Source organism: Nocardia sp. NPDC059180, from assembly GCF_042754945.1.
Lineage (GTDB): Bacteria > Actinomycetota > Actinomycetes > Mycobacteriales > Mycobacteriaceae > Nocardia.
Genome location: NZ_JBHZBU010000003.1, coordinates 597,316 through 617,525, shown reverse-complemented (window position 1 = coordinate 617,525; position 20,210 = coordinate 597,316). Strand labels below are relative to the sequence as shown.

The window sequence follows — 20,210 nt, the reverse complement described above, 5'->3', positions numbered from 1 at the left end:
TTCGGGACCGCTCATGCGAGGCGGCGGGTGGCGGCCAGTGCCATGGCGTGCAGATGCTCCTTGGCTGACGGGACGGCCGAACTGGAGTCGATGGCAGCCAGCGCGCGCTCGGTCAGCTCGGCGATCCGGGCCTCGACGGCCTCGACGGCACCGAGCTCGGTGAGCGCCTCGCGCAGCCGGTCGACCTGGGCCGCGCTGAGGTCCGTGCCGACGCTGGTGCGCAACAATTCCGCTGCCGCCGGATCGGACTTGTCACCGCGCTGCAAGGCCTCGGCGATCAGTACCGTGCGCTTTCCCTCGCGCAGATCGTCACCGGAGGGTTTACCGGTCACCGACGGATCGCCGAAGACGCCGAGCAGGTCGTCACGCAGCTGGAAGGCGATCCCGATGTCGGTGCCGAAGTCACGGTAGGACCGGATCAGTTCGGGGCCGGCGTCGGCCAGCGCCGCACCCAGGTGCAGCGGCCGCTCGACGGTGTAGGCGGCGGTCTTGTACCGATTGATCCGCAGCGCCGCCGCCACCGATTCGTCACCGCTGGCCTCGCCGTGGATGTCGAGCAATTGCCCGCCGAGCACCTCGGTGCGCATCTTCGCCCATACGGTCGCGAATCGGGCGACGGCCTGCGGGGCGAGTCCGGAGGCGTGCACCATGTCATCGGCCCAGGCCAGGGCCAGATCGCCGATGAGGATCGCCACCCCGGTGCCGAAGCGGGGCGCGTCGCCCGCCCAGCCGCGATCGCGATGACGCTGCTCGAAGTCGACATGCACGGTGGGAAAGCGGCGCCGGGTGCGCGAGGCATCGATGATGTCGTCGTGGATGAGCGCGCAGGCCTGCACCAGCTCCAGCGCCGCGCACGCGTTGAGTACGGCGGGCGCTTCGGGGCCTTCGGGGTCGCCGCCCGCACCGAGCCAGCCGGTCCACGCGAAACCGGGTCTGGTGCGTTTGCCGCCGCGCAGCACGAACGATTCCAGCGCCTCGGCGGCGTCGACGAAGATCGGTCCCAGCTCACCGACCGTGTCGCGCCGGGTGGCGAAGAAGGCGGTCAGCGCCTGTTCCACGGCGGCGGCGAAGGCGGGCGTCCCTGGGGTTGCCGAGGTCGGGCTCGGCCGGGTCGGGGTACCGGGTCCGGCGGACAGGGTGGCCTCCAAGGATGTCCGGGAAAGGGGTCGGCTCGGCGGATGACGGTCCGCGCGCCGGTGGCGGCGCGGACGGCGGTGCACCCGCTCATGGGTCGAACAATACGCGTCCGGCCCGATGACGCTCCGGGCCGGAGGCCGCTCACCTCTACACTGAACCGGTGACTTTCGACAACGTGCGGGGACGTTCGACCCCTGGCCGGCCGTCCTCGACACCACCGATCGTCTCGGGGACGCCGTCGGTCGTGCAGAGTTTGCGGCTGCACTCGAGCCGGGCGGTGCCGTTCTCCGTCGAATTCAACCCGCCCCGTGACGCCGCCGGGGAGGCCAGGCTCTGGCGTGCGGTGCGCACCTTCGAACGTATGCATCCGGCGTTCGTGTCGATGACCTATGGTGCGGGCGGTTCCACCAAGGACCGCACCGTGCGAGTGACCGGTGAACTGGCCGGTGAGACCACCCTGCTGCCCGTGGCGCACCTCACGGCCGTCGGGCACAGCGTGGCCGAGCTGCGCTCGCTCGTCGGCGCCTATGCCGACTCCGGAATTCGCAATATCCTCGTGCTGCGCGGCGACCCGCCCGGCGATCCGCTCGGCGAATGGCATAAGCACCCCGATGGCGTCGCCTATGCCGAGGAGCTGGTGCGTATCGTGCGCGATCTCGGCGATTTCCATGTCGGCGTCGCCTCGTTCCCGCAGGGCCATCACCGCTCGCCCGATCTGGACCACGACACCGAGTTCCTGGCGGCGAAACTGCGTGCGGGCGCGGAGTATTCGATCACGCAGATGTTCTTCGACGTGGAGCACTATCTGCGGTTGCGCGACCGGATCGCCGCCCTCGATCCGGTCGAGGGCGCCAAGCCGATCATTCCCGAACTGATGCCGATCACCTCGTTGCGCACGGTCAAGCGCGCCGAGGAACTCTGCGGCCGAGAGCTGCCGCGCTCGGTGGTCGAGCGGCTGGAACGTGCGGCGGGCAGCGGTCCGGAGGAAGACGCGGCAGCGGTACGCGCCGCGGGCATCGAGATCGCCACCGAGATGGGGCAGCGTCTCATCGACGAGGGCGCACCGTGCCTGCACTTCATCACCCTGAACTTCGCCAAGGCGACCGGCGAGGTGCTCACCAACCTCGGCTACGGGGTCACCGCCGCGCCCATCAGCGCCTGAGGCCGGCGCAGCCCCCAGGCCTCGGCGAGCAGCCGGTGCGATTCCAGCCGGTCGCGGTGGTCGTGGGTGATACCGGTGATCAGCAGTTCGTCCGCATCACTCACCCGCTGCAGCGCTGCGAGCCGTTCGGCCACTGTGTCCGGTGCGCCGACCAGCTGGGTGGCCAGCCGATCCGCGACCAATCGCCGCTGATCGGGCGTCAACGGCGTGAGCGTGTCGGGGTCGGCGAATTCGGCGGCCCCGGCACCGCTGCGGATGCTGTGCACCCAATGCCCGTACGGCGCGGCCAGGCGCTCGGCGGTGGCGTCGTCGGCGGCGACCACCACATCCGCGGACACGATCACATACGGCTCGGCCAGCAGCGCGGAGGGCTGGAACGCGGCGCGATAGGCCGCCACCGCGTCCAGCGCCGTGCCGGGGGAAACGTGATAGGCCGCCGCGAACGGCAATCCGAGTCGCCCGGCCAGTTCCGCGCTCGCCCCCGCGCTACTGCCGAACAACCACAGCTGCACCTGCGCGCCCTCGCCCGGCACCGCGTGCAGGGGGACACCCTCGGGGTCGACATAGGTGCCGTCGAGCAGGGCCCGGATCTCGGCCACCTGATCCTCGAACTCCGCGGGCTGCGCACCCTGCTGGAACAGAGCCCGTTGCCCGGCAAGGAATGTCGATGGATCGGTGATGCGCAGCGGATCGAACGGCGGCGGGATCACCACACCGTCGCGCACCTCGGTGCGGCCGCGCACGATGTCATCGAGCGGTCGGCTGTTGCGGGCCCGCACGGATTCGGCGCCGAACTGCCTGGCGCGGTGCGCGGACCGGCCCAGACCGAGGTCCAGCCGTCCCGGATGCAACGCGTCGACGGTGCCGAACGCCTCGACGATCGAGATCGAGGTGTGGTAGCCGACCTGCACCGCCGCCGACCCGACACGGATGCGTGCGGTCGCGGCCGCGACCTGCCCGATCAGCGTGATCGAGGCCGAACTGGCCACCTGCGCGAAGTGATGCTCGGCCAGCCAGAACCGGTGATAGCCCCACTCCTCGGCGCGCCGGGCCAGCTCGATGCTGTTGCGCAGCGCCTGCTGCGGGCTCGATCCGGCGCTGACCGGCGCCAGATCGAGGATCGATAGCGGGACGGTCATGCCGTGCGCTCCGGCGCGCCAAGCCTTGGATCCTGTTCGCCCGCCTCGATCGCCACCCGCAGTCGATTCTGTGCGGGCGCCACCGGGCAGGTCGCGTAGTCGGTGAAAGCGCACGGCAGGTTGGCGGACCGATTGAAGTCGAGCAGCACGGTGCCGTCGTCGCCGACCGCGCCGACGGTCAGCGCCCTGGCCGCGGGATAGGTGGTGATGCCGCTGGTGGCGTCGGTGAACAGCACTCGCAGCGCATCGGGTGTGCCGAAGGCGACAACCCGTTCGGTCGCCGCACCGATCACGAATTCGATGACGCCCGCCGCGCTGTGCTGGTGTTCGAGGCCATCCACGACCGCACCCGTGGTGACGGTGATCGCTTCGTCGAACGCCTCGAACCGCCCGCGCACCACCCAACGCTCGTCGGGTGCGTAGGCGGGGATGCCGTCGAAGGCAGCCAGTGCGGGTGCGGCCGGATCGTGCACCCGCACCGCGGACCGCCCACTGCGCCGGATCACCTCGAGTACCCGTTCCTCGTGGCGGATGAGTACGCCCGGCGCTCCTTCGTCCGCGACGACGATGTGGACTCCGGCGATCCGCTCACCGTCATGGTCGAGCCGGTAGGCGGGCTTGGCGGTGACGAACACCCGGTCCTCGATGACCCACCAGGTCCCGGGGACGTCGGGCAGCTGCTCCGGCTGGTCCGTGAGCCAGTGCAGGGCGGTCAGGCTGAGGAAGCCGAGTGGGTCGCGCAGTCCGTTCGCGCGTTCGGCCTGCCAGGTGGTCCAGTCGGTGGCGAACGCGGTGGTGATGCTGGTGGTCATCGGGTGACTCCTTCGTGGGCGGTGCGATGGATGTAGTGCCGGATCGAGCCGTGACACGGCGAACGCGGCGGCCTCACGACAGTCCTGCCGTATCGGGTCCGGACGTGGTTTCCGGCGGGATATGGACGGTGAACGCGGGCTTCGGGATGGCGGCAAGCAGCTCCCGCGTGTAGTCGTGGCGCGGATTGCCGAATATCTCGGCGGTGGTGCCGGATTCGACGATGCGGCCGTACCGCATCACCGCCACCCGGTCGCTGATGCGGCGCACCACGGCCAGATCATGGGAGATGAACAGGTAACTCAACCGCAGCTCGGTTTGCAGCTCGTCGAGCAGTTCGAGAATCTGGGCCTGCACCGACGCGTCGAGCGCGGAGACCGGTTCGTCGAGCACCAGCAGCTCCGGCCGCAGCGCCAACGCCCGCGCGATGGCCACGCGCTGGCGTTGCCCTCCCGACAGCTCAGCCGGACGGCGCCGCGCGTAGGTGGCAGGCAGCGCGACCTGTTCGAGCAGCTCGGCCACCCGCTCCTGGCGGGCCTTCCGATTGCCGATGCCATAGGCACGCAACGGTTCCTCGATGACCGAACCCACCCGCAATCGCGGATCCAATGACGAGTACGGGTTCTGATAGACGACCTGGAACCGGCGCCGCAGCGCCCGCAATCGCCCGGCGCGGGCGCGGGTGAGCTCCTGGCCGTCGAAGACCACCTCCCCGCGATCCGGATCGGTCAACCGCATGACGATCCGCGCCGTCGTGGACTTGCCGGACCCCGATTCGCCGACCAGCGACAGGGTTTCGCCGCGACCGAGTTCGAAATCCACACCGTCCACTGCGGTGACCGTTGAGCCGGAACCGGTCCGGAACAGTTTGTGCACATCGCGGACGGTGAGCAGTGGGCTGCCGTCGAGAACAGCTGCTCGTCGCGCCACGTCGGGCGAGGTCAACGCGGGTGCGGCACCGAGCAACTGCCGGGTGTACGGGTGGCGGGGCTTGCCGAGAACTTCGGCGGTGCGGCCCGTTTCGACCACCGATCCCGCACGCAGCACCACCAGCCGGTCGGCGCGTTCGGCGGCCATCGCGAGATCGTGGGTGATCAACAGGACGGCCGTCCCACGTGCGGCGGTGCGTTCGGCCAGCCGGTCGAGTACCCGGCGCGCGACGGTGGCGTCCAGTGCGCTGGTCGGTTCGTCGGCGATGATCAGATCCGGTCCACAGGCCAGTGCGATGGCGATCAGCACCCGCTGACGTTGTCCGCCCGACAGCTCGTGCGGATATTGGGTGGCCCGCAGTTCAGGCCGGTCCAGGCCGACCTCCGACAGCAGTTCCGTCGCCCGTGCCAGCGCGCCATGGCGGTCGTCGAGCCGATGCACCCGTAGCGCCTCGGCCACCTGGTCGCCGATGCGGCGCACCGGATTCAGCGAGAGCCCGGGGTCCTGCGGAACGAAGCCGACCTGCAGACCGCGCAGGCGGCGCAGCGCCCGCTCGGAACCGGTATCGACGCGTCGCCCGGCGAAAGTAATGGTGCCGCCGGTGATGTCGCCGGTATCGCCGAGCAAACCGATCATCGCATGCGCCAGCGTCGACTTGCCGGACCCGGATTCGCCGACCAGCGCGACAACCTCACCGCGCCGCACCGTGAGCGAGGCGCCGTCGAGCGCGGTCACCGGCCCGTCGCCGGCTCGGTAGCGGATGCGCAGCCGGTCCACGCGCAGGAGTTCGTCGGTGCCGGGGTCGGATTCCGGCTCGTCGGCGGGGGACAGGACATCGATGGACACGTTCTCGCTCAACGGTGTTCACTCCTCGTGACGGCGCGACCCACGCGCTGGGCGGATAGGACCACGGCGATGATCACCAGGCCGGGCAGCGTCGTCAGCCACCAGGCGGTGGCGAGGTAGTTGCGGCCCTCCGAGATCAGCGACCCCCACTCGGGGGTGGGTGGTGCGGTGCCGTAGCCGAGGAAACTCAACGCCGACACCGCCAGCACCGCCATCCCGAATTCGACCGCGGCCAGCGCGAGCACCGGGGGATAGGAGTTGGGCAGGATATGCCGAACCAGCACCGTGTACCACCGCACCCCCGATGCGCGCGCGGCCTCCACGTAGGCCGCCCGGCGCACCCGCAGCACCTCCGAGCGCATCACCCTGGCGAAATTCGCGATGAGCGACACCCCCACGGCGATGGCCACATTGCGGGTGCCGAAGCCGAGCGCGGTCACCAACGCCAGCGACAGCAGCAGCGCCGGAATCGACAGCAGCACATCGACGATCCGCATGGTGACCGTGTCGACGACACCGCCGAGCGCGCCCGCGAGCAGCCCGAGCAGAGTGCCGGCGATCAGCGCGATCGCGACCGCCGACAGGGTCGCGGTGAGTGAGAGCCCGGCGCCGTGCACCATCCGCGTGTACAGGTCGCGGCCGATATTGTCGGTGCCGAACCAGTGCTCGGAGCTCGGCGGCTGGAACTTCTGCGCCGGAACACCGGCCAGCGGGTCACCGCCGGCGAAGACCGAGGGTGCCAGCGCCCAGCCGATCGCCAGCGCGATCACCGCAACGGCGGGGATCAGTGCGATATTGCGGCGCAGCCAGGTCCATGCCCGCGAGCGCCTACGCACCTGTGCCGACTGGTCGTCGACGGGAGTACTTATCGCCGGTTCACGTTCGAGCAGTTCGAGCGCCATCGGTCACCTCCCGGCGCCAGTACGCGAGGATTCCGCGCCGATCAGTGGTTGCCGCCGTTGCGCGCGACCGGCCCTCGATCCGCGGGTCCAGCACCGGATACAGCAGATCGACGACCAGGTTGACCGTGACGAACGCCAGCGCACTGACCAGCACGATGCCCTGCACCACCGGAATGTCCTGGGCCAGTACCGAGGTCTGGGTGAGCCTGCCGAGCCCCGGCCGTGCGAATACCGTCTCCACGACCACCGAACCGGCGAGCATATTGCCCACCAGCACACCGGCGATGGTGAAGGCGGGCACGCTCGCCAACCGCGCCACATGCCGCCGCTGCACCCACCAGCGCGAGGCGCCCTTGGCCAGTGCGACCTCGGTGAATGGTTGCCGCCACGTCGATTCCAGCCCCGCGGCGAGCACCTGCGCGATCACCGCGCCGATCGGAATCGCGAGCGTCACCGCGGGTAGCGCGATCCCGCCGAACGCAGGCACCAGCTGCCAGCGGAAGGAGAACAGCTGCAACAGGATCAGTGCGGTCCAGAACGTCGGCATCGACACCCCGATCGGCGGCAGCGCGGCCAATACCCCGCGCAGCCAGGGCGTGCGGGTATAGGTCGCGGCGAACGCCAGCGCGGTTCCGCCGACAGCCGCGAACAGCAGGGCCAGTCCGGTCAGAGCGAGGGTCGACGGCAGCGCGTCCACGATCGCCTCGCTCACCGGCTGTCCGGTGGCGATGGATCGGCCGAAATCGCCGCGCACCGCATGCGACAGCGAGCTCAGGTACTGCTCCCACAGCGGTTGATCCAGCCCGTATCTGGCCCGCATGCCGGCGAGGGCGGCCGCGTCGACCGGAGTACCTCCACCGCCGCCGTCGGCCGCGATGGCCACCGGATCGGCGGGCAACAGGTACAGCACGACGAAGGAGATGGTGAACGCCGCCCACAGCACCCACACCGCGGAAACCGCCCGCAGCAGTACATATCTGGCCATGATCAGCGTCCACTCAGCCAGGCGTCGTAGAACTGCAGCCGCGCCGACGCTTCGAACTTCAGGTCCTGCACCGCCGCACCGGCGCCGATTGCCTGCGACAGCTCGACAGTCGGGATCCACAGACCTGCATCGAGTACCTGCTGCTGGGCTTGCTGGATCAATGCCTTTCGTGTTTCTGAGTCGACCGCGCCCAGCTGCGCGGTGAGCACATCGTCGAGTGCCGGGATCGGTGCGCGGGCATTGAGGTTGCGGCCGTCGAGACCGAAGCCGGTGCGCAGGATATCGCCGTCGGCGCGGGTGCTGTTGTAGTAGAGCGCGTCGAAATCCTTGCTGCTCTGGCGTGCGGTGTATTCCGCGTTGGACACCAGATCGAGCGTCAGATCGATGCCCACCGTGCGCAGCTGCTGCTGGATCAGCTCGAGGATCGCCTGATTACCGGCGAACACCTGGCTGAACGTCACTGCGAAACCCAGGCGCTGCCCGTCCTTCACCCGGATACCGTCGTCACCGCGCACCCAGCCCGCACGGTCGAGGGCCGCGCGCGTGGCGTCGGGATCGAAACCGATGCGCTGTGAAAGATCCAGATAGCCGGGCGTTCTGGACGCCAGTGCGCTGGTCGCAGGCCGGAACTGCGGTCCGAGCACGGTATCGACCAGCTCCTGTCGATCGATCGCGGTCAGCAGTGCTTGCCGCACCGCGGGATCGCGCAGCGGGCCGCGGGTCACATTCGGCTGGAATCCGAACGGAATCCCCGGATTGGCGGTGCTGAGCACCCGGCCGCCGGTCGCCTCGATCTGTGGTGCGTCCTGCGGCAGTGCGTCGCTGGTCGCGTCGAGCTGATCCGAAGACAACGAACCCGTCCGCACACCCGACTCGGGGACAACGGTGAACTCGATGCGGTCCAGATACGCCTCGCCCTGATGGCCGAACACCGCCGAGCCCCACCCGTAGCCGGGGCGCTTCACCAGCGTGGCGGACACGTCCTGGCGGTAGTCGGCATAGCTGAACGGCCCCGACCCGACCGTGGCCGCGCCGGCGCACCGATCCTCCGCGGACCGCGCGGTCGTGGCGTCGGCGAGGATGCCCAGCTGCGGGGTCGAGGACGCCTGCAGGAACTGGGCGTTCGGGGCGCTGAACTCCACTCGCGCCGTCAACGGGTCGACCGCGGTCGTACCGACGTAGCCGGTCAGGTAGCTGGTGCCGAGCGGTGCCTTGGCCGCGCCGAGCGTCCGCACGATCGAGTCGAAGGTCTTGCGCACCGAGTCCGCGGTCAGTGGCGTCCCGTCGCTGAAACTCACCCCGTCGGCGAGGTGGAAGGTGAACACCTTCGCATCCGGGCTCACCTCCCAGCCGGTGGCCAGCCATGGCTTCAGCTCACCGGTTTCCGGATCCTGATCGGTCAGCGAATCAACCACCTGCCGGGCCACGTAAATCGTCTGATTGGTGCTCGCCTGCGCCGGATCCGCGCAGGTCGGCGCCACCGAAAGCCCGTAGCGCAGAATTCCGCCCGGTTGTGGCGGCCCGGCCGCGGCGTCCGGTGCCGAAGTACCGGATCCGCAGCCGGCGAGTGTGGTGGCGGCGAGCAGCGCGCCGGTCAACGCGGCGACCCGGGGTCGAGATCGGGTCACCTGTGCGCTCCGTTCGTAGTTGCGGCCTTGTCGGCGTCTTTCATCTGTGCCTCCATCGGTCCCGGCGGAAGCACCCGCACCCGGTGACCGGGGGGTTGCTGCGACGTCGACGAGCCAGGTCTCTCGGTCGCTCTGGATGGTCTCGCCGGACCGGACGCGGTGCGGTATCCGATCGGGCCGAATCATCATGCGTCGCAGGGAAACCGCAGCACAATGGTAGTAATCAGGGTGAGTTCAGCTCTTGTCCCGCGCACCCGGCGCGCGCCGCAAGTGACACGGTCGGATCCGAGGTAACGTGCCGGACGCGGTCACGGGAATATCGTGAATGTCCGCCTGTGTCGACGGCCTGACCTGCGTGTCCTCGCCGCCGTCTTCGGCACCATTCGGAGCGGCGACCGCTCCTGTCTCTGCCGACAGTGGAATTACCGAGGTGCCGTGAGCGAACCGGGGTCGGTGCGACCGAAAGCCGGCTCCCGGGCGTATCGCATTACGGCGCGATCCGCCGACCCTTCCACGCGAGCGCACCGCGACGTAGGGCGCGGCGGGACCTGGCCCATAGGTACAGGTACATAGCCACCGAGCACGGATGTGCCAGTGCTGCGGTGATGTCGTCGCGGTGCGGTGCCGCACCGGTTTCGAGGGCGCGAGCCGCGAGGCGTCCAGCGACGGCCGCGGCATAGCCGAGCAGGCCCGCGCGTCGGATGTCTCCACGTCCGGCAATGGCAGCCAGCGGCGGCAGCCAATAGACCAGGGCGGCAATGGCTCCCACCGTGAGCCCGCCGGCTGCCGACCCGCCGTATGCGGACCAGAGCCACCGTGTGTAGCCGGCCTCGAGCTCGGCGGCGTCGTGGTACATGCGGGTGCTCGCCAATGGTCCGGCCGCCACCACGGCGGTCCGCATGCCCTTTCGGCGCAACGTCCTGGCGATATCGAGGTCCTCGGTGACACTGCCCGACACCGCCGTGTGACCGCCGATGGTCCGGTAGGACTCGGCGTCGAAGACCAGGAACTGCCCGCATGCCACCGCCATCGACGGCCGGGTTCCCCGGTCGGCCACCGACACCGGCAACGTCGTGGCCCATGACCAGCACAGCAGCGGCTGCACCAGGTGTTCGGCGGGCGAGGCCGCGAGCTGTCGCGGCCAGGGCGACACCAGAGCCGCCTGACCCGCCCGCAGTTCATTCACTGCCGCAGCGATCGCGGCGGGGGCCAGCCGCACATCTGCATCCACGAACACCAACACCGCAGCATCGGCCGCAGCTGCCAGCCGGGCACACGCGGCCGCTTTACCAGTCCAGCCCGGTTCGGGTTCGTCGGCGCAGCGCAGCACCGTGATTCGCGGATCGTCACCGGCAGCCCGTTTTGCCGCTTGGTAGGTGCCATCCGTAGAACCGTCGTCCAGAATCAGCACCCGCAGCCCGGGCACCCCCGTCTGCTCACGCAGATCGGCGATCAGCTCAGGCAGCTGCCGCGCCTCGTTCCGGGCCGGGACACAGACTGCAACGGACTCGTCCACAGACGGACCCGGAATCAGGCGGCGCATCGTCATCAGGTTCCATACCGCGACAGCGCATCCGGCCACCGCGATTCCCGAACCCGCGCGAACCGCGGTCGTCGTCCCCGATCTCACCTACTGCGAACTTCGCGCCACCAACGCCCGATATCGAAGTTGGGGGCCGGGGCATTCGGTGGGGCCGGGTTGCGGTTGACGTAGGCGAGGGCTGCGACGACGGCAGCGACGGCGAGGGTGATACCACCGACGATGCCCGCCCAGCCCGCGAAGGACCGGGTGTTGGGGTCGGCGTAGCTGACCTCGGCGCGCATATTCGTCACATCACCCGGCGGCAGCTTCCACGACACCACCGAATCGCCTTCGCGGGTGCCGTTGGTCTTGGCGATCCTGGCCGGGAACGCGATGCTGAACTGCACGTCCGAGCCGTGCGGCGGCACCGATTTCAAATCCACCCTGCCGTTGAGGCTGACCAGGTCACCGGTGCGCTGGAACTGCAACTGGAACATGCCCTGAGTCTGTTCGGACAGCTGACCGAGCTGCTGCACCTCACCGAAGGACAGGTCGTCGAAGAAAACCTGGCTGCCGGTGTAGCCGTCCTGGCTGTAGGGCTCGACCCGCATCTTCGTGGCCAGCGAATCGGGCGCCTTCAACTGCGGGCCCTTGTCCTCGGGGTTGGCCGGGATCACCGCGGCCACGATGCGTCCGGACACCCGGTCGTTGGACGACACACCCATCGACGCCTGCACCCGCAGGCATCCGGCCAGCACCGGCACCAGCAGGGCCGCCAGCAGCACGGCCGCCGTCACCCGGATCCCGGGGCGGGGCGAACGTGGCGCGGTGACCGGAGTGTCGGGCATCGTGGTGTCGGGACTCGGCTGCACGGGTGACATCGTGCCAGGCGCGCGGTCCGCGATGCACGCGACACCGCGGATCGGCACCGTAGTCGCTGGTGGCAGCAACTAGCGGCGCGACGCCACGGCTTCGTCGTGGCTGCGATGAGCCCGTCGCAGCAAGTCCATCAGCTCGTCCTCCTGCCGGATCCGGCGGCGATACTTCTCCGGCAGCGCCCGTAGCCGCTGCTCTTCACTGCGCAGCAGCCCGAACACGCGATCACGTTCGGCCTGGTCGGTGGTGTAGCCGAGGTCGAGGTATTCGGTGGCGTGCCTGCGTGCGTTGGCCACGGCCTGCTGGGCGCGCCCGCGCGGGCTGACCACCGATGCGACGACCGTGACCACCAGAACGCCGAGGATCACCAGCAGCGACGCGCCCGTGCTGATCTCGCCGACGTGCACCGGGTCGCCATTGTTGATGAACGGCAGATTGTTCTCGTGCAGGGCGTGCAGGATCAGCTTGACGCCGATGAAGCCGAGAATGGCGGCCAGCCCGTACGACAGGTAGATGAGCCGATCGAGCAGCCCGTCGATCAAGAAATACAGCTGCCGCAACCCCATCAGGGAGAACGCGGTCACGGTGAACACCACGTACACGTTCTGGGTGAGGCCGAAGATAGCGGGAATGGAGTCGAGCGCGAACATCACATCGGTGCCGCCGATCGCCACCATCACCAGCAGCATCGGGGTCAGCATGCGTTTGCCATCGCGCACGGTGAACAGTTTGTCGCCGTCGTAGTCGGGGGTGGTCCGGAACCATGCCTTGGCCACCCGGATCACGATGTTGTCCGCCGACCGGCCCTCGGTTTCCGACGGCGCGAGCATATTCCCCGCGGTGACGAGCAGCAGGACACCGAAGATATAGAAGACCCAGGCGAAGGCATTGATCAGGGAGGCGCCGAGGAAAATGAATCCGGTCCGCGCCAGCAGCGAGAACACGATCCCGACCAGCAGCACCTTCTGCTGATACTCCCGCGGCACCCGGAAACTACCGATGATGACGAGGAATACGAACAGGTTGTCCACCGACAACGCTTTTTCGGTGACATAGCCGGCGAAATACTCGGTGCCCATGGACACTCCGCCGAAAATCAGCACGCCGAGACCGAACAGCACCGCGATCCCCACATACAGCGCCGACCAGATCGCCGCTTCCCGCAGTGTGGGGGTGTGCGCCCGGCGCACATGGAAGAAATAGTCGAACAGCAACAGCGCGATGATGACGGCGACGGTGGGGATCCATACCGCGGCGGATACCTGCATCTTCCCTCCGGATCGTTGACGACGAAGCCGATCGGGCGTCGGGGCTGCGCGTGTCCGTCACGATCGGGCCCTGCGCGCGATGGCGCGGCCGGGCCTGGCCGTTCATACAGCCGACGGGTCCGAACCTACTCGATCCTGGCCGCGACGTGGGCGAACCCGACCGGAACCGCTCGACGTCATGCGGTGTTCGACCGCACCGTGCTGACCCCGCGAACCAGCCGGACCAGCAGCGGAACTCCGAGCAGCGCCATGCCCGCGGCGCCGTACCAGGCCGAGGCGGGCAGATCCAGGAACACCGCATGGGCCAGCGCCGACCCGAGCCAGGTCCACAGGAAGACGGCGACCGGCACCGCGACACCACCGTGCCGCTGCGGCGCCGTCCGCTCCCATCCGGTGAGCAATACCGCCATCACCAGCGCCACGATCAACCAGCCCAGATAGTTGGTGAGCGGTATGTGCTCGACGCCCGGCAGTCCCGCATCGGTGACGCACCACTGCCATTGACCGTCGGCGACCATTTGCGGGTCGAGAAACAGATCCCAGCCGACCGCGCCGACGGCCGTCAGCGCTATTCGTGCCCATGCCCGTTCGGTCAGCAGGCCCGCCACCACCCAGATCGGATACACCCCGCCGGTCCAGGCCAGCGGGACAACCAGCGGCACCCCGGCGACCGCGAGTCCGAGCCGGTCGGTCGCGTAGTCGTAGCAGCCGAACGGCATTCCGGTGGCGGTGCCGATGATCTCGGCGAGCAGTCCGAGGCCGGAGACGATCACGAGGAAGCCGAGCGCATAGCGCGGGCCCCGGGTGTAGGTGGCGTGCGCAAGGGCGGTTGCGGCGGACAACAGCACCACCGCCACCGTCACCCGATCCCGGGCGGCGCCGCTGGTCAGCGGATACGCGATCTGGGCGAGCAGCCACACTGTGGCGAGCACGCCGGGTATCAGTGCCGCGAATCCGGCTCGGCGGATCTGCTGGATCGCGCGCGAAGCCGTCGTCGCCAAACCGTCCCGGCCTGCCTCCGTGGCCGGGTGACGGTCCGGCGCACCGCTGTTCATCGTCCGCGCAGCCGCGCGAACCGACCCCGATCACGCAGCACCAGACGGGCGGCGGTGCGGCCGCTGGCGCCGGAGACACCGCCGCCCGGATGCGTCGACGCCCCTGTCAGATACAGCCCCGGCGCACCGGGTACCCGTTGACCCGACAGCTCGGGCAGCGGCCGCCACAGCATCATCTGATCCAGCGACATCTCCACATGCATGACGTTGCCGCCGAGCAGCCCCAGCTCCCGCTCCAGATCGGCCGGTGTCTGCACGAACCGGCGCAGCACCGACGCGGCGAACCCGGGCGCGTAGGAATCGACTTCACCGATGATCCGGTCTGCCTCCGCGTCGGCGTGTGTGGCCCAATCGCCGCCGTCGGCCAGCCGGTACGGATGCCACTGCGACCACAGCGACAGTTGGTGCTCGCCCGGCGCGGCAATGCTCGGATCGAGGGCGCTGAAACTCATCGCCAGTACCACCGGACGCGGCGGCAGCTCACCGGCCAGTGCGGCCCCGTGCGCGGCCCGCAGCTGCCTGCGCTCGGAGACCAGGAATTGCAACCCGTTGGCGGATTCGTCGGCGGTACTGCCCGGATAGACGGGCAGCGCGTTCGTCGCGGCCCGCACGACCATCCCGATGCCCGGCCCGACCCGGATCCGCCTGCGCCAGTCGTCGAGGGTGGCGGCCTCGAATCCGCCCGCGCCCAGCAGATCCAGCGTGGTCAGGATATGGGTGCCCGCGACGACGGTGCGCGCGGCGAGCTCACGCCCGGACGCGGTGCGCACCCGCCAGCCGTCACCGTCGCGGCGCAGGGTGGTCACGGCGTCACCGGCGCTCACCACACCGCCGTCGGAACGCAGCCGCCCCACCAGTGCCGTGGTCAACGCCCCGCTGCCACCGACCGCCCGGCCCGGCGGCAGGGTGTGCATAAGCGCCGCGAACCCCACCATCGGCGCGGTACCCGGTTCCGACATCGGTGGACCGGACTGCGCGCCGAACCACGCGAGCGATGCCTTGAGCCGCTCGTCGTCGAACAGGCTGTCCAGCAGCGCGTCGCCGGATTGCAGGAACTCGTGGGAGAGCGCGCTGCCCCCCGCACTCGCGTCCAGCCCCCAGAACGAGCGCAGCAGATGCCCCGGCGTCGGGCCACCGCCGAAAGCTCGCATCACCCGTGCGCTGCGCGGGCCCCACTCCCGCACGAAGCGCCGGTAGGCATCGGCATCACGCTCACCGCAGGCCGCGGCGATCGACGCGCAGGTGCGATCGAGATCGCGATGGAAGACGATCGGCGTGCCGCCGTCCGGACTCGCGGGGGTGAAACCCCATGGATCGCAGTCGATATAGCGCAGGCCGAAGCGCGCCAGCTCCAGCTCCTCGACGATCCCGGTGTGCCGGATCATGATGTGCGCAGAAGATCCACGATCGACGAGGTGTCCGGGGAAGCGCTCCACCGTCGAGACCGCGCCGCCGAGCACTTCGTCGCGTTCGAGTACCTCGACCCGCTGCCCGGCCCGCGCCAGATAACACGCCGCGACCAGCGCGTTGTGGCCGGAACCGACGACAACGGCCGTCATCGCGACCTCACAGCGGCAGCCGCCTGCCGAGGATCGCGAACTCTCTGTTGTCGCCGGCGAAGACGAAATGCCTGACCACATCGCCGAACCCGGCCCTGCGATACAGCCGCCAGGCCCGGTTGTCCTCGGCGTCGACCTCGGGGGTCGACAGCAGCACGGCACGTTCGGTCCGCTCGCCCACCAGGCGGGTCAGCAGCGTCGAACCGATGCCGCGGCCCTGCGCCGCGGGATGCACATGCAGTTCGGTGAGCTCGAAATAGTCCGCCAGCAGCTCGCGCGCCGAATGTTCCGGCCAGCCCGAGCGACGCATTCCCGTATATACCTGCTGCTGCCACCACTGATGCGGTGCGCCGCGATACCCGTAGCCGATCGCCACGATCGGTGCGGTGCGCACGTCGAAGTATCCGGAGTCGTCGGGGATCACCGCGGCGACGGCCTGCCAGCCCGGACGGGTGGTGTGTTCGGTCCACATGGGTGCGCGATGGTGTTCGGTGCCGCGCGGATAGTCCATCGCCGCGACATATACCGCGAGCGCGTCGTGCAACCGGGCGCGCAGCGCCGTGACGGAGAGGTCGACGACGACTGGGGCGGGGGTGTGATGTGGCTTGACGGCGGTCATGGCTCTCGTGTGGTGGGGACGCTGTGCGCGCGTGCGGACAACTTGTCGGTGGTCGTCTCTATATTGAAGCTCAATTCAAACGTTCGAATACCTGTTCGGTTCGCGTGCGGTGCCGACTGTCCGGTCGGCCATCGGTCTCGGGCCGGGGTGTGCGACTGGTGGAGGGACGGCTGATGTCTGGTCGAAACGTTCATCCTGCCCGGCCCGGGCGTGCGGGCATGCTGCTACGGCGCGCCGACGGGCTGCTGATGGAAGCGGCGGGGGAGCACGATCCGCGGGAACGATTCCGCACCGCCTACCTGGCCGCGTTGCGTGGGGCAGGAGCGGTCCTCGCGGCCACCGGAGCCGATGCCGCGCCGCGGGCGCGCTCGCGTAATGCCTGGGTGATGTTGCAGCGCGCCGCGCCGGAGTTCGTGATGTGGGCCGACTACTTCAGCTCCCATTCCGAGATGCGGGCGGCGCTGGAGGCGGGCTTGCCACGCGAGATAGAACACACCCAGGCCGACGAGTTCTACTCGCGGGTGGGTGCGTTCCTGCACGATGTGGAGGATTTGATCGCGCCGGAGGCTCGTTTACGTGGTCCGGGGGAGCCGCAGATGCGGATCGGCCCGCGAGTTATCGGCGAGTAGGTGGTACGGCCCTGATCGAACTCGTATCATTAGGGACAGATAGCCGCCAAGGTCGGCTATCTGTCGCCTACCCGGAGGCGACAGCCACGTCCTAGTGCCGGGGGAGGTACCGTGCCACTCTCCGAGCACGAGCAGCGCATGCTCGAACAGATCGAGAGCGCTCTCTATGCTGAGGATCCGAAGTTCGCCTCGTCCGTCCGCGGCGGACGCCTTCGTACGACCTCGAGTAGACGCAGACTCCAGGCCGCCGCTTTGTTCGTCCTCGGCCTGTTCCTACTCGTCGCCGGCATCGCCGCACCGGTGAAGCCCGGCGGCTTCCCGATCATCAGCCTGATCGGATTCATCGTCATGTTCGGCGCCGGAGTGCTCCTGCTGATCGGCGGCTCCAAGAAGGCCGGCGGCAGCAACGACCGCAGCGGCGATTCGCCGCCAAGTGGTCCGTCCGGTGGCGGCAGCTCCGGTGGGCGCGGGCGCCAGCGCAAGTCCGGCGGCTTCTCCGAGCGCATGGAAGATCGCTTCCGCAGAAGGTTCGAGCAAGAGTAGCCACTCGGTCGCCCGAGGTTTTCGACGAACGGCGGTGCGGCATCGGATTCCCGGTGCCGCACCCCCCGTCGTGGGGGGTTTGAAACACCAAGTAGCCCGGCGGCGGGGGTTGCGCGAGGGGGGGCCGGGGCCCCCCCCCTTTGGGTCCCCCCCCCCGCTGCGCCCGGGGGGCACACAACCAACCCCCCGTCGCGGTTTGTGGTTCGGGCGCGTAGGTCGCATCCCGCGACCTACGCGCCGTTTCTGTTGTCGGACCATCGCCATCTTCCGCTGAGGCCAGGCACTTTCCTGCGGGTCTCGACTCTGGCATCGCTTCGCCCAATAATTGAACTATGGTACAAATTGTACGTAAGTTCAACTATTTGGGAGACGCAGTGAGCGCTGGGCGGTCCGCACGTGCTGGATGGCGAGAATGGGGCGGTCTTGCGCTGTTGGCGTTGCCGACCATGCTGTTGGGACTCGACGTGACGGCGCTGTACCTCGTCGTTCCGAGTCTGACCACGGAACTGAATCCCACCGCAACAGAGACGTTGTGGATCATGGATGCCTACGGCTTCTTCATCGCGGGGTTCCTGATCACGATGGGGACGTTGGGTGACCGAATAGGACGACGCCGCCTACTGATGATCGGAGTGGCTGCGTTCGGCGCGGCCTCGGTGTTCGCGGCGTTCGCCCCCAGCACCCTGTGGCTGATCGTGGCGCGGGCGCTGCTCGGAGTGGCCGGAGCGACAATGATGCCCTCGACGCTGTCGTTGATCAGCACCATGTTCACCGACGCCCGGCAGCGGGCACTGGCGATCGGCGTGTGGGCCACGATGTTTGCGCTCGGCATGGCGGTAGGTCCGGTCGTGGGCGGCGTGCTGGTGGCCCACCTCTGGTGGGGCGCGGTCTTCCTCATTGCCGTGCCGGTCGCTGCCCTTGTGCTGGCTGGTGCGCCAGTGCTACTGCCCGAGTTCCGGACCCCTGCCGGTCGACTCGACCTGTTGAGCGTTGGTTTGTCCCTGGCGGCGATGCTGCCCATCATCTACGCGATCAAGCATGCGGCCGCCCATGGCATCGACATCCAGGCATCGGTCGCTGCCCTTCTCGGTGGTAGTTCGGCAGTCGCCTTCGTCCGTCGCCAGCTGCGCCTGACACAACCGCTGCTGGATATGAAGCTGTTCACCCACCGGACCTTCTCCGCAGCGCTGACCGTCTTGCTGATCGGCCTGGTCGGCTTCGGCGGGGTGATGTTGTTGGTCACCCAATACCTCCAGCTCGTTGCGGATCTCTCACCTACGACGGCAGGGCTGTGGATGGGGCCGCCCGCATCGGCGATGCTCATCGGGGCTATCGGTGCACCCCTGGTGGCCGGGCGCGTATCACCGGGCGTCGTCATGTCGGCGACCTTGGCGTTGTCGGTGTCCGGATACGCGCTGCTTGCCGTCGCCGAGACCGATAGCACGCTGAGCGTGGTCGGTGGGTTCACGTTCGTGTACCTCGGACTCGGGGTGATCGCAGCGCTGGGTACCGATATCGTCGTGGGCACGGCACCATCGGAGCGATCCGGCTCAGCCGCCGCACTATCGGAGACGGTTCAAGAGCTCGGTATCGCGGCCGGGGTGGCGATCCTGGGGAGCCTGACGACTGCGATCTATCGCAACAAGATCGAGGCACCATCAGGGCTGTCCCCCTTCGCGGCCGAGGCCTACGGGGACAGTCTGTCCGGAGCATCGTCGGTGGCCGCCCAGTTGCCGGCCTCGGCTCTGGAATCAGCACGAGCCGCGTTCACCGGCGGGCTCAACACCGCCGCCGTCGTGGCAGGCATCGCAGTCGCCGCAGCCGCCATGGTGTGCTTCACGACGCTGCGACACATCCGTCCCCTCGGCGAGGCAAACGCTGAGGTAGCCGATAGCCTCGTCTCGCGGGAGGCGCAATGACTGATGAGACGACGGCAGCTGAACAAGACCCGGTCGATGGGCGCACACTGCGCGGTCGACGCCGCCGGGCTCAGATCATCGAGGCAACGCTCACGATCGTCCTGCGCGAGGGTGCCAGCGGTGTGACGCACCGGACCGTCGCCAAGGAAGCCGGGATCACCACCAGCCTGACTCTCTACTACTTCGCCACCTTGGACGACCTGCTGATAGCCGCTCTGACGAGTGTCACAGATGCGTACACCCACCGCATCCGTCAGCTCATCGATTCCGAGGACGACCCGCTCGACGGTCTTGCCCACCTCATCGCAGAATCGGGCGGCCCAGGCCGTGAGCGCGCGCTCGCCGAACGCGAGCTGTCGACCCTGGCGGCGCGCCGACCCACCCTACGGCCGGTAGCGCGACGCTGGCGCGACAACGTCGCAGAGCTCGCCCGAACACAGACCGACGATCAGGACGCGATAGTAGCCTTCGTTGCCCTGACCGACGGCCTGTGCACAGCAATCCTTCTCGACGACCACGAGGGCGACCCAGACCACATCCGGGCAGTCCTCAGCAAGGCTCTATCGGCAACCCGTTCCTAGCCCTACGGGCCGGACCAGTGAATGTCCGATCGACGTCACCAACGTCCCGCCCCACAACACCCAGACCCAGAACTGCGACGAGTTCGACGCCTGTCCAGAG

18 protein-coding genes and 1 riboswitch are annotated in these 20,210 nt (G+C 68.7%); of the genes, 5 read left to right on the top strand and 13 right to left on the bottom strand.

Features of this window, described 5'->3' with window-relative positions:
• Positions 1 to 11: 11 nt before the first annotated feature.
• A complete protein-coding gene (locus ACFXNW_RS13255) occupies positions 12 to 1,148 on the bottom strand; it encodes a polyprenyl synthetase family protein (protein ID WP_379417876.1) in 1,137 nt (378 codons plus the stop codon).
• Between the two features lie 149 nt (positions 1,149 to 1,297).
• Between ACFXNW_RS13255 and ACFXNW_RS13250 the strand changes: the two genes are divergently transcribed.
• On the top strand, positions 1,298 to 2,299 hold the full coding sequence (locus ACFXNW_RS13250; RefSeq protein ID WP_379417875.1) for a methylenetetrahydrofolate reductase: 1,002 nt from the start codon (positions 1,298 to 1,300) through the stop codon (positions 2,297 to 2,299).
• On the opposite strand, the gene ACFXNW_RS13245 is transcribed toward ACFXNW_RS13250, so the two are convergent.
• The 12 genes from ACFXNW_RS13245 to ACFXNW_RS13190 form a co-directional block, all read right to left on the bottom strand.
• Entirely contained in the window at positions 2,266 to 3,438 is a 1,173-nt protein-coding gene (locus ACFXNW_RS13245) for an LLM class flavin-dependent oxidoreductase (protein WP_379417874.1), read from the bottom strand. The two genes, ACFXNW_RS13250 and ACFXNW_RS13245, sit on opposite strands and share 34 nt — an antisense overlap.
• Positions 3,435 to 4,250 carry a DUF1684 domain-containing protein gene (locus ACFXNW_RS13240; RefSeq protein ID WP_379417873.1) on the bottom strand — a complete coding sequence of 272 codons (816 nt, stop codon included), beginning with the start codon at positions 4,248 to 4,250 and terminating at the stop codon, positions 3,435 to 3,437. The genes ACFXNW_RS13245 and ACFXNW_RS13240 overlap by 4 nt, the downstream gene beginning before the upstream one ends.
• Positions 4,251 to 4,323: 73 nt before the next feature.
• Positions 4,324 to 6,024 carry a dipeptide ABC transporter ATP-binding protein gene (locus ACFXNW_RS13235; protein ID WP_379418141.1) on the bottom strand — a complete coding sequence of 567 codons (1,701 nt, stop codon included), beginning with the start codon at positions 6,022 to 6,024 and terminating at the stop codon, positions 4,324 to 4,326.
• A gap of 8 nt (positions 6,025 to 6,032) precedes the next feature.
• Positions 6,033 to 6,926 (bottom strand): ABC transporter permease, encoded by an 894-nt coding sequence (locus ACFXNW_RS13230; protein ID WP_379417872.1) that lies wholly within the window; start codon positions 6,924 to 6,926, stop codon positions 6,033 to 6,035.
• Positions 6,901 to 7,911, bottom strand: a complete 1,011-nt coding sequence (locus ACFXNW_RS13225; protein ID WP_379417871.1) for an ABC transporter permease — start codon at positions 7,909 to 7,911, stop codon at positions 6,901 to 6,903. Before ACFXNW_RS13225 ends, ACFXNW_RS13230 begins: the two co-directional genes overlap by 26 nt.
• Before the next feature lie 2 nt (positions 7,912 to 7,913).
• The gene (locus ACFXNW_RS13220; protein WP_379417870.1) at positions 7,914 to 9,539 is read right to left on the bottom strand and encodes an ABC transporter substrate-binding protein; all 1,626 of its coding nucleotides are present in this window, start codon (positions 9,537 to 9,539) and stop codon (positions 7,914 to 7,916) included.
• A gap of 49 nt (positions 9,540 to 9,588) precedes the next feature.
• Positions 9,589 to 9,682, bottom strand: a riboswitch (SAM riboswitch).
• Positions 9,683 to 10,026: 344 nt separating this feature from the next.
• The gene (locus ACFXNW_RS13215) at positions 10,027 to 11,088 is read right to left on the bottom strand and encodes a glycosyltransferase (RefSeq protein WP_379417869.1); all 1,062 of its coding nucleotides are present in this window, start codon (positions 11,086 to 11,088) and stop codon (positions 10,027 to 10,029) included.
• 77 nt (positions 11,089 to 11,165) lie between these two features.
• Entirely contained in the window at positions 11,166 to 11,909 is a 744-nt protein-coding gene (locus tag ACFXNW_RS13210; RefSeq protein ID WP_379418140.1) for an LppM family (lipo)protein, read from the bottom strand.
• A 102-nt stretch (positions 11,910 to 12,011) separates the two neighbouring features.
• Positions 12,012 to 13,205, bottom strand: a complete 1,194-nt coding sequence (locus ACFXNW_RS13205) for a TerC family protein (RefSeq protein ID WP_379417868.1) — start codon at positions 13,203 to 13,205, stop codon at positions 12,012 to 12,014.
• Between the two features lie 176 nt (positions 13,206 to 13,381).
• Positions 13,382 to 14,260, bottom strand: coding sequence for a carotenoid biosynthesis protein (locus ACFXNW_RS13200; protein ID WP_379417867.1), 879 nt, complete (start codon positions 14,258 to 14,260; stop codon positions 13,382 to 13,384).
• Positions 14,257 to 15,819: a phytoene desaturase family protein gene (locus tag ACFXNW_RS13195; RefSeq protein ID WP_379417866.1), complete on the bottom strand. Its 1,563-nt coding sequence runs from the start codon at positions 15,817 to 15,819 to the stop codon at positions 14,257 to 14,259. Before ACFXNW_RS13195 ends, ACFXNW_RS13200 begins: the two co-directional genes overlap by 4 nt.
• Positions 15,820 to 15,826: 7 nt before the next feature.
• A complete protein-coding gene (locus ACFXNW_RS13190; protein WP_379417865.1) occupies positions 15,827 to 16,438 on the bottom strand; it encodes a GNAT family N-acetyltransferase in 612 nt (203 codons plus the stop codon).
• Positions 16,439 to 16,611: 173 nt separating this feature from the next.
• On the opposite strand from ACFXNW_RS13190, the gene ACFXNW_RS13185 reads away from it, so the two are divergent.
• The 4 genes from ACFXNW_RS13185 (at position 16,612) to ACFXNW_RS13170 (ending at position 20,110) form a co-directional block, all read left to right on the top strand.
• Positions 16,612 to 17,067 carry an SAV_6107 family HEPN domain-containing protein gene (locus ACFXNW_RS13185; RefSeq protein ID WP_379417864.1) on the top strand — a complete coding sequence of 152 codons (456 nt, stop codon included), beginning with the start codon at positions 16,612 to 16,614 and terminating at the stop codon, positions 17,065 to 17,067.
• Between the two features lie 111 nt (positions 17,068 to 17,178).
• Entirely contained in the window at positions 17,179 to 17,610 is a 432-nt protein-coding gene (locus tag ACFXNW_RS13180; protein WP_379417863.1) for a DUF3040 domain-containing protein, read from the top strand.
• Positions 17,611 to 17,984: 374 nt separating this feature from the next.
• On the top strand, positions 17,985 to 19,529 hold the full coding sequence (locus ACFXNW_RS13175) for an MFS transporter (RefSeq protein WP_379417862.1): 1,545 nt from the start codon (positions 17,985 to 17,987) through the stop codon (positions 19,527 to 19,529).
• Positions 19,526 to 20,110 (top strand): TetR/AcrR family transcriptional regulator, encoded by a 585-nt coding sequence (locus ACFXNW_RS13170; RefSeq protein ID WP_379417861.1) that lies wholly within the window; start codon positions 19,526 to 19,528, stop codon positions 20,108 to 20,110. The genes ACFXNW_RS13175 and ACFXNW_RS13170 overlap by 4 nt, the downstream gene beginning before the upstream one ends.
• The last annotated feature ends 100 nt before the right edge of the window (positions 20,111 to 20,210 follow it).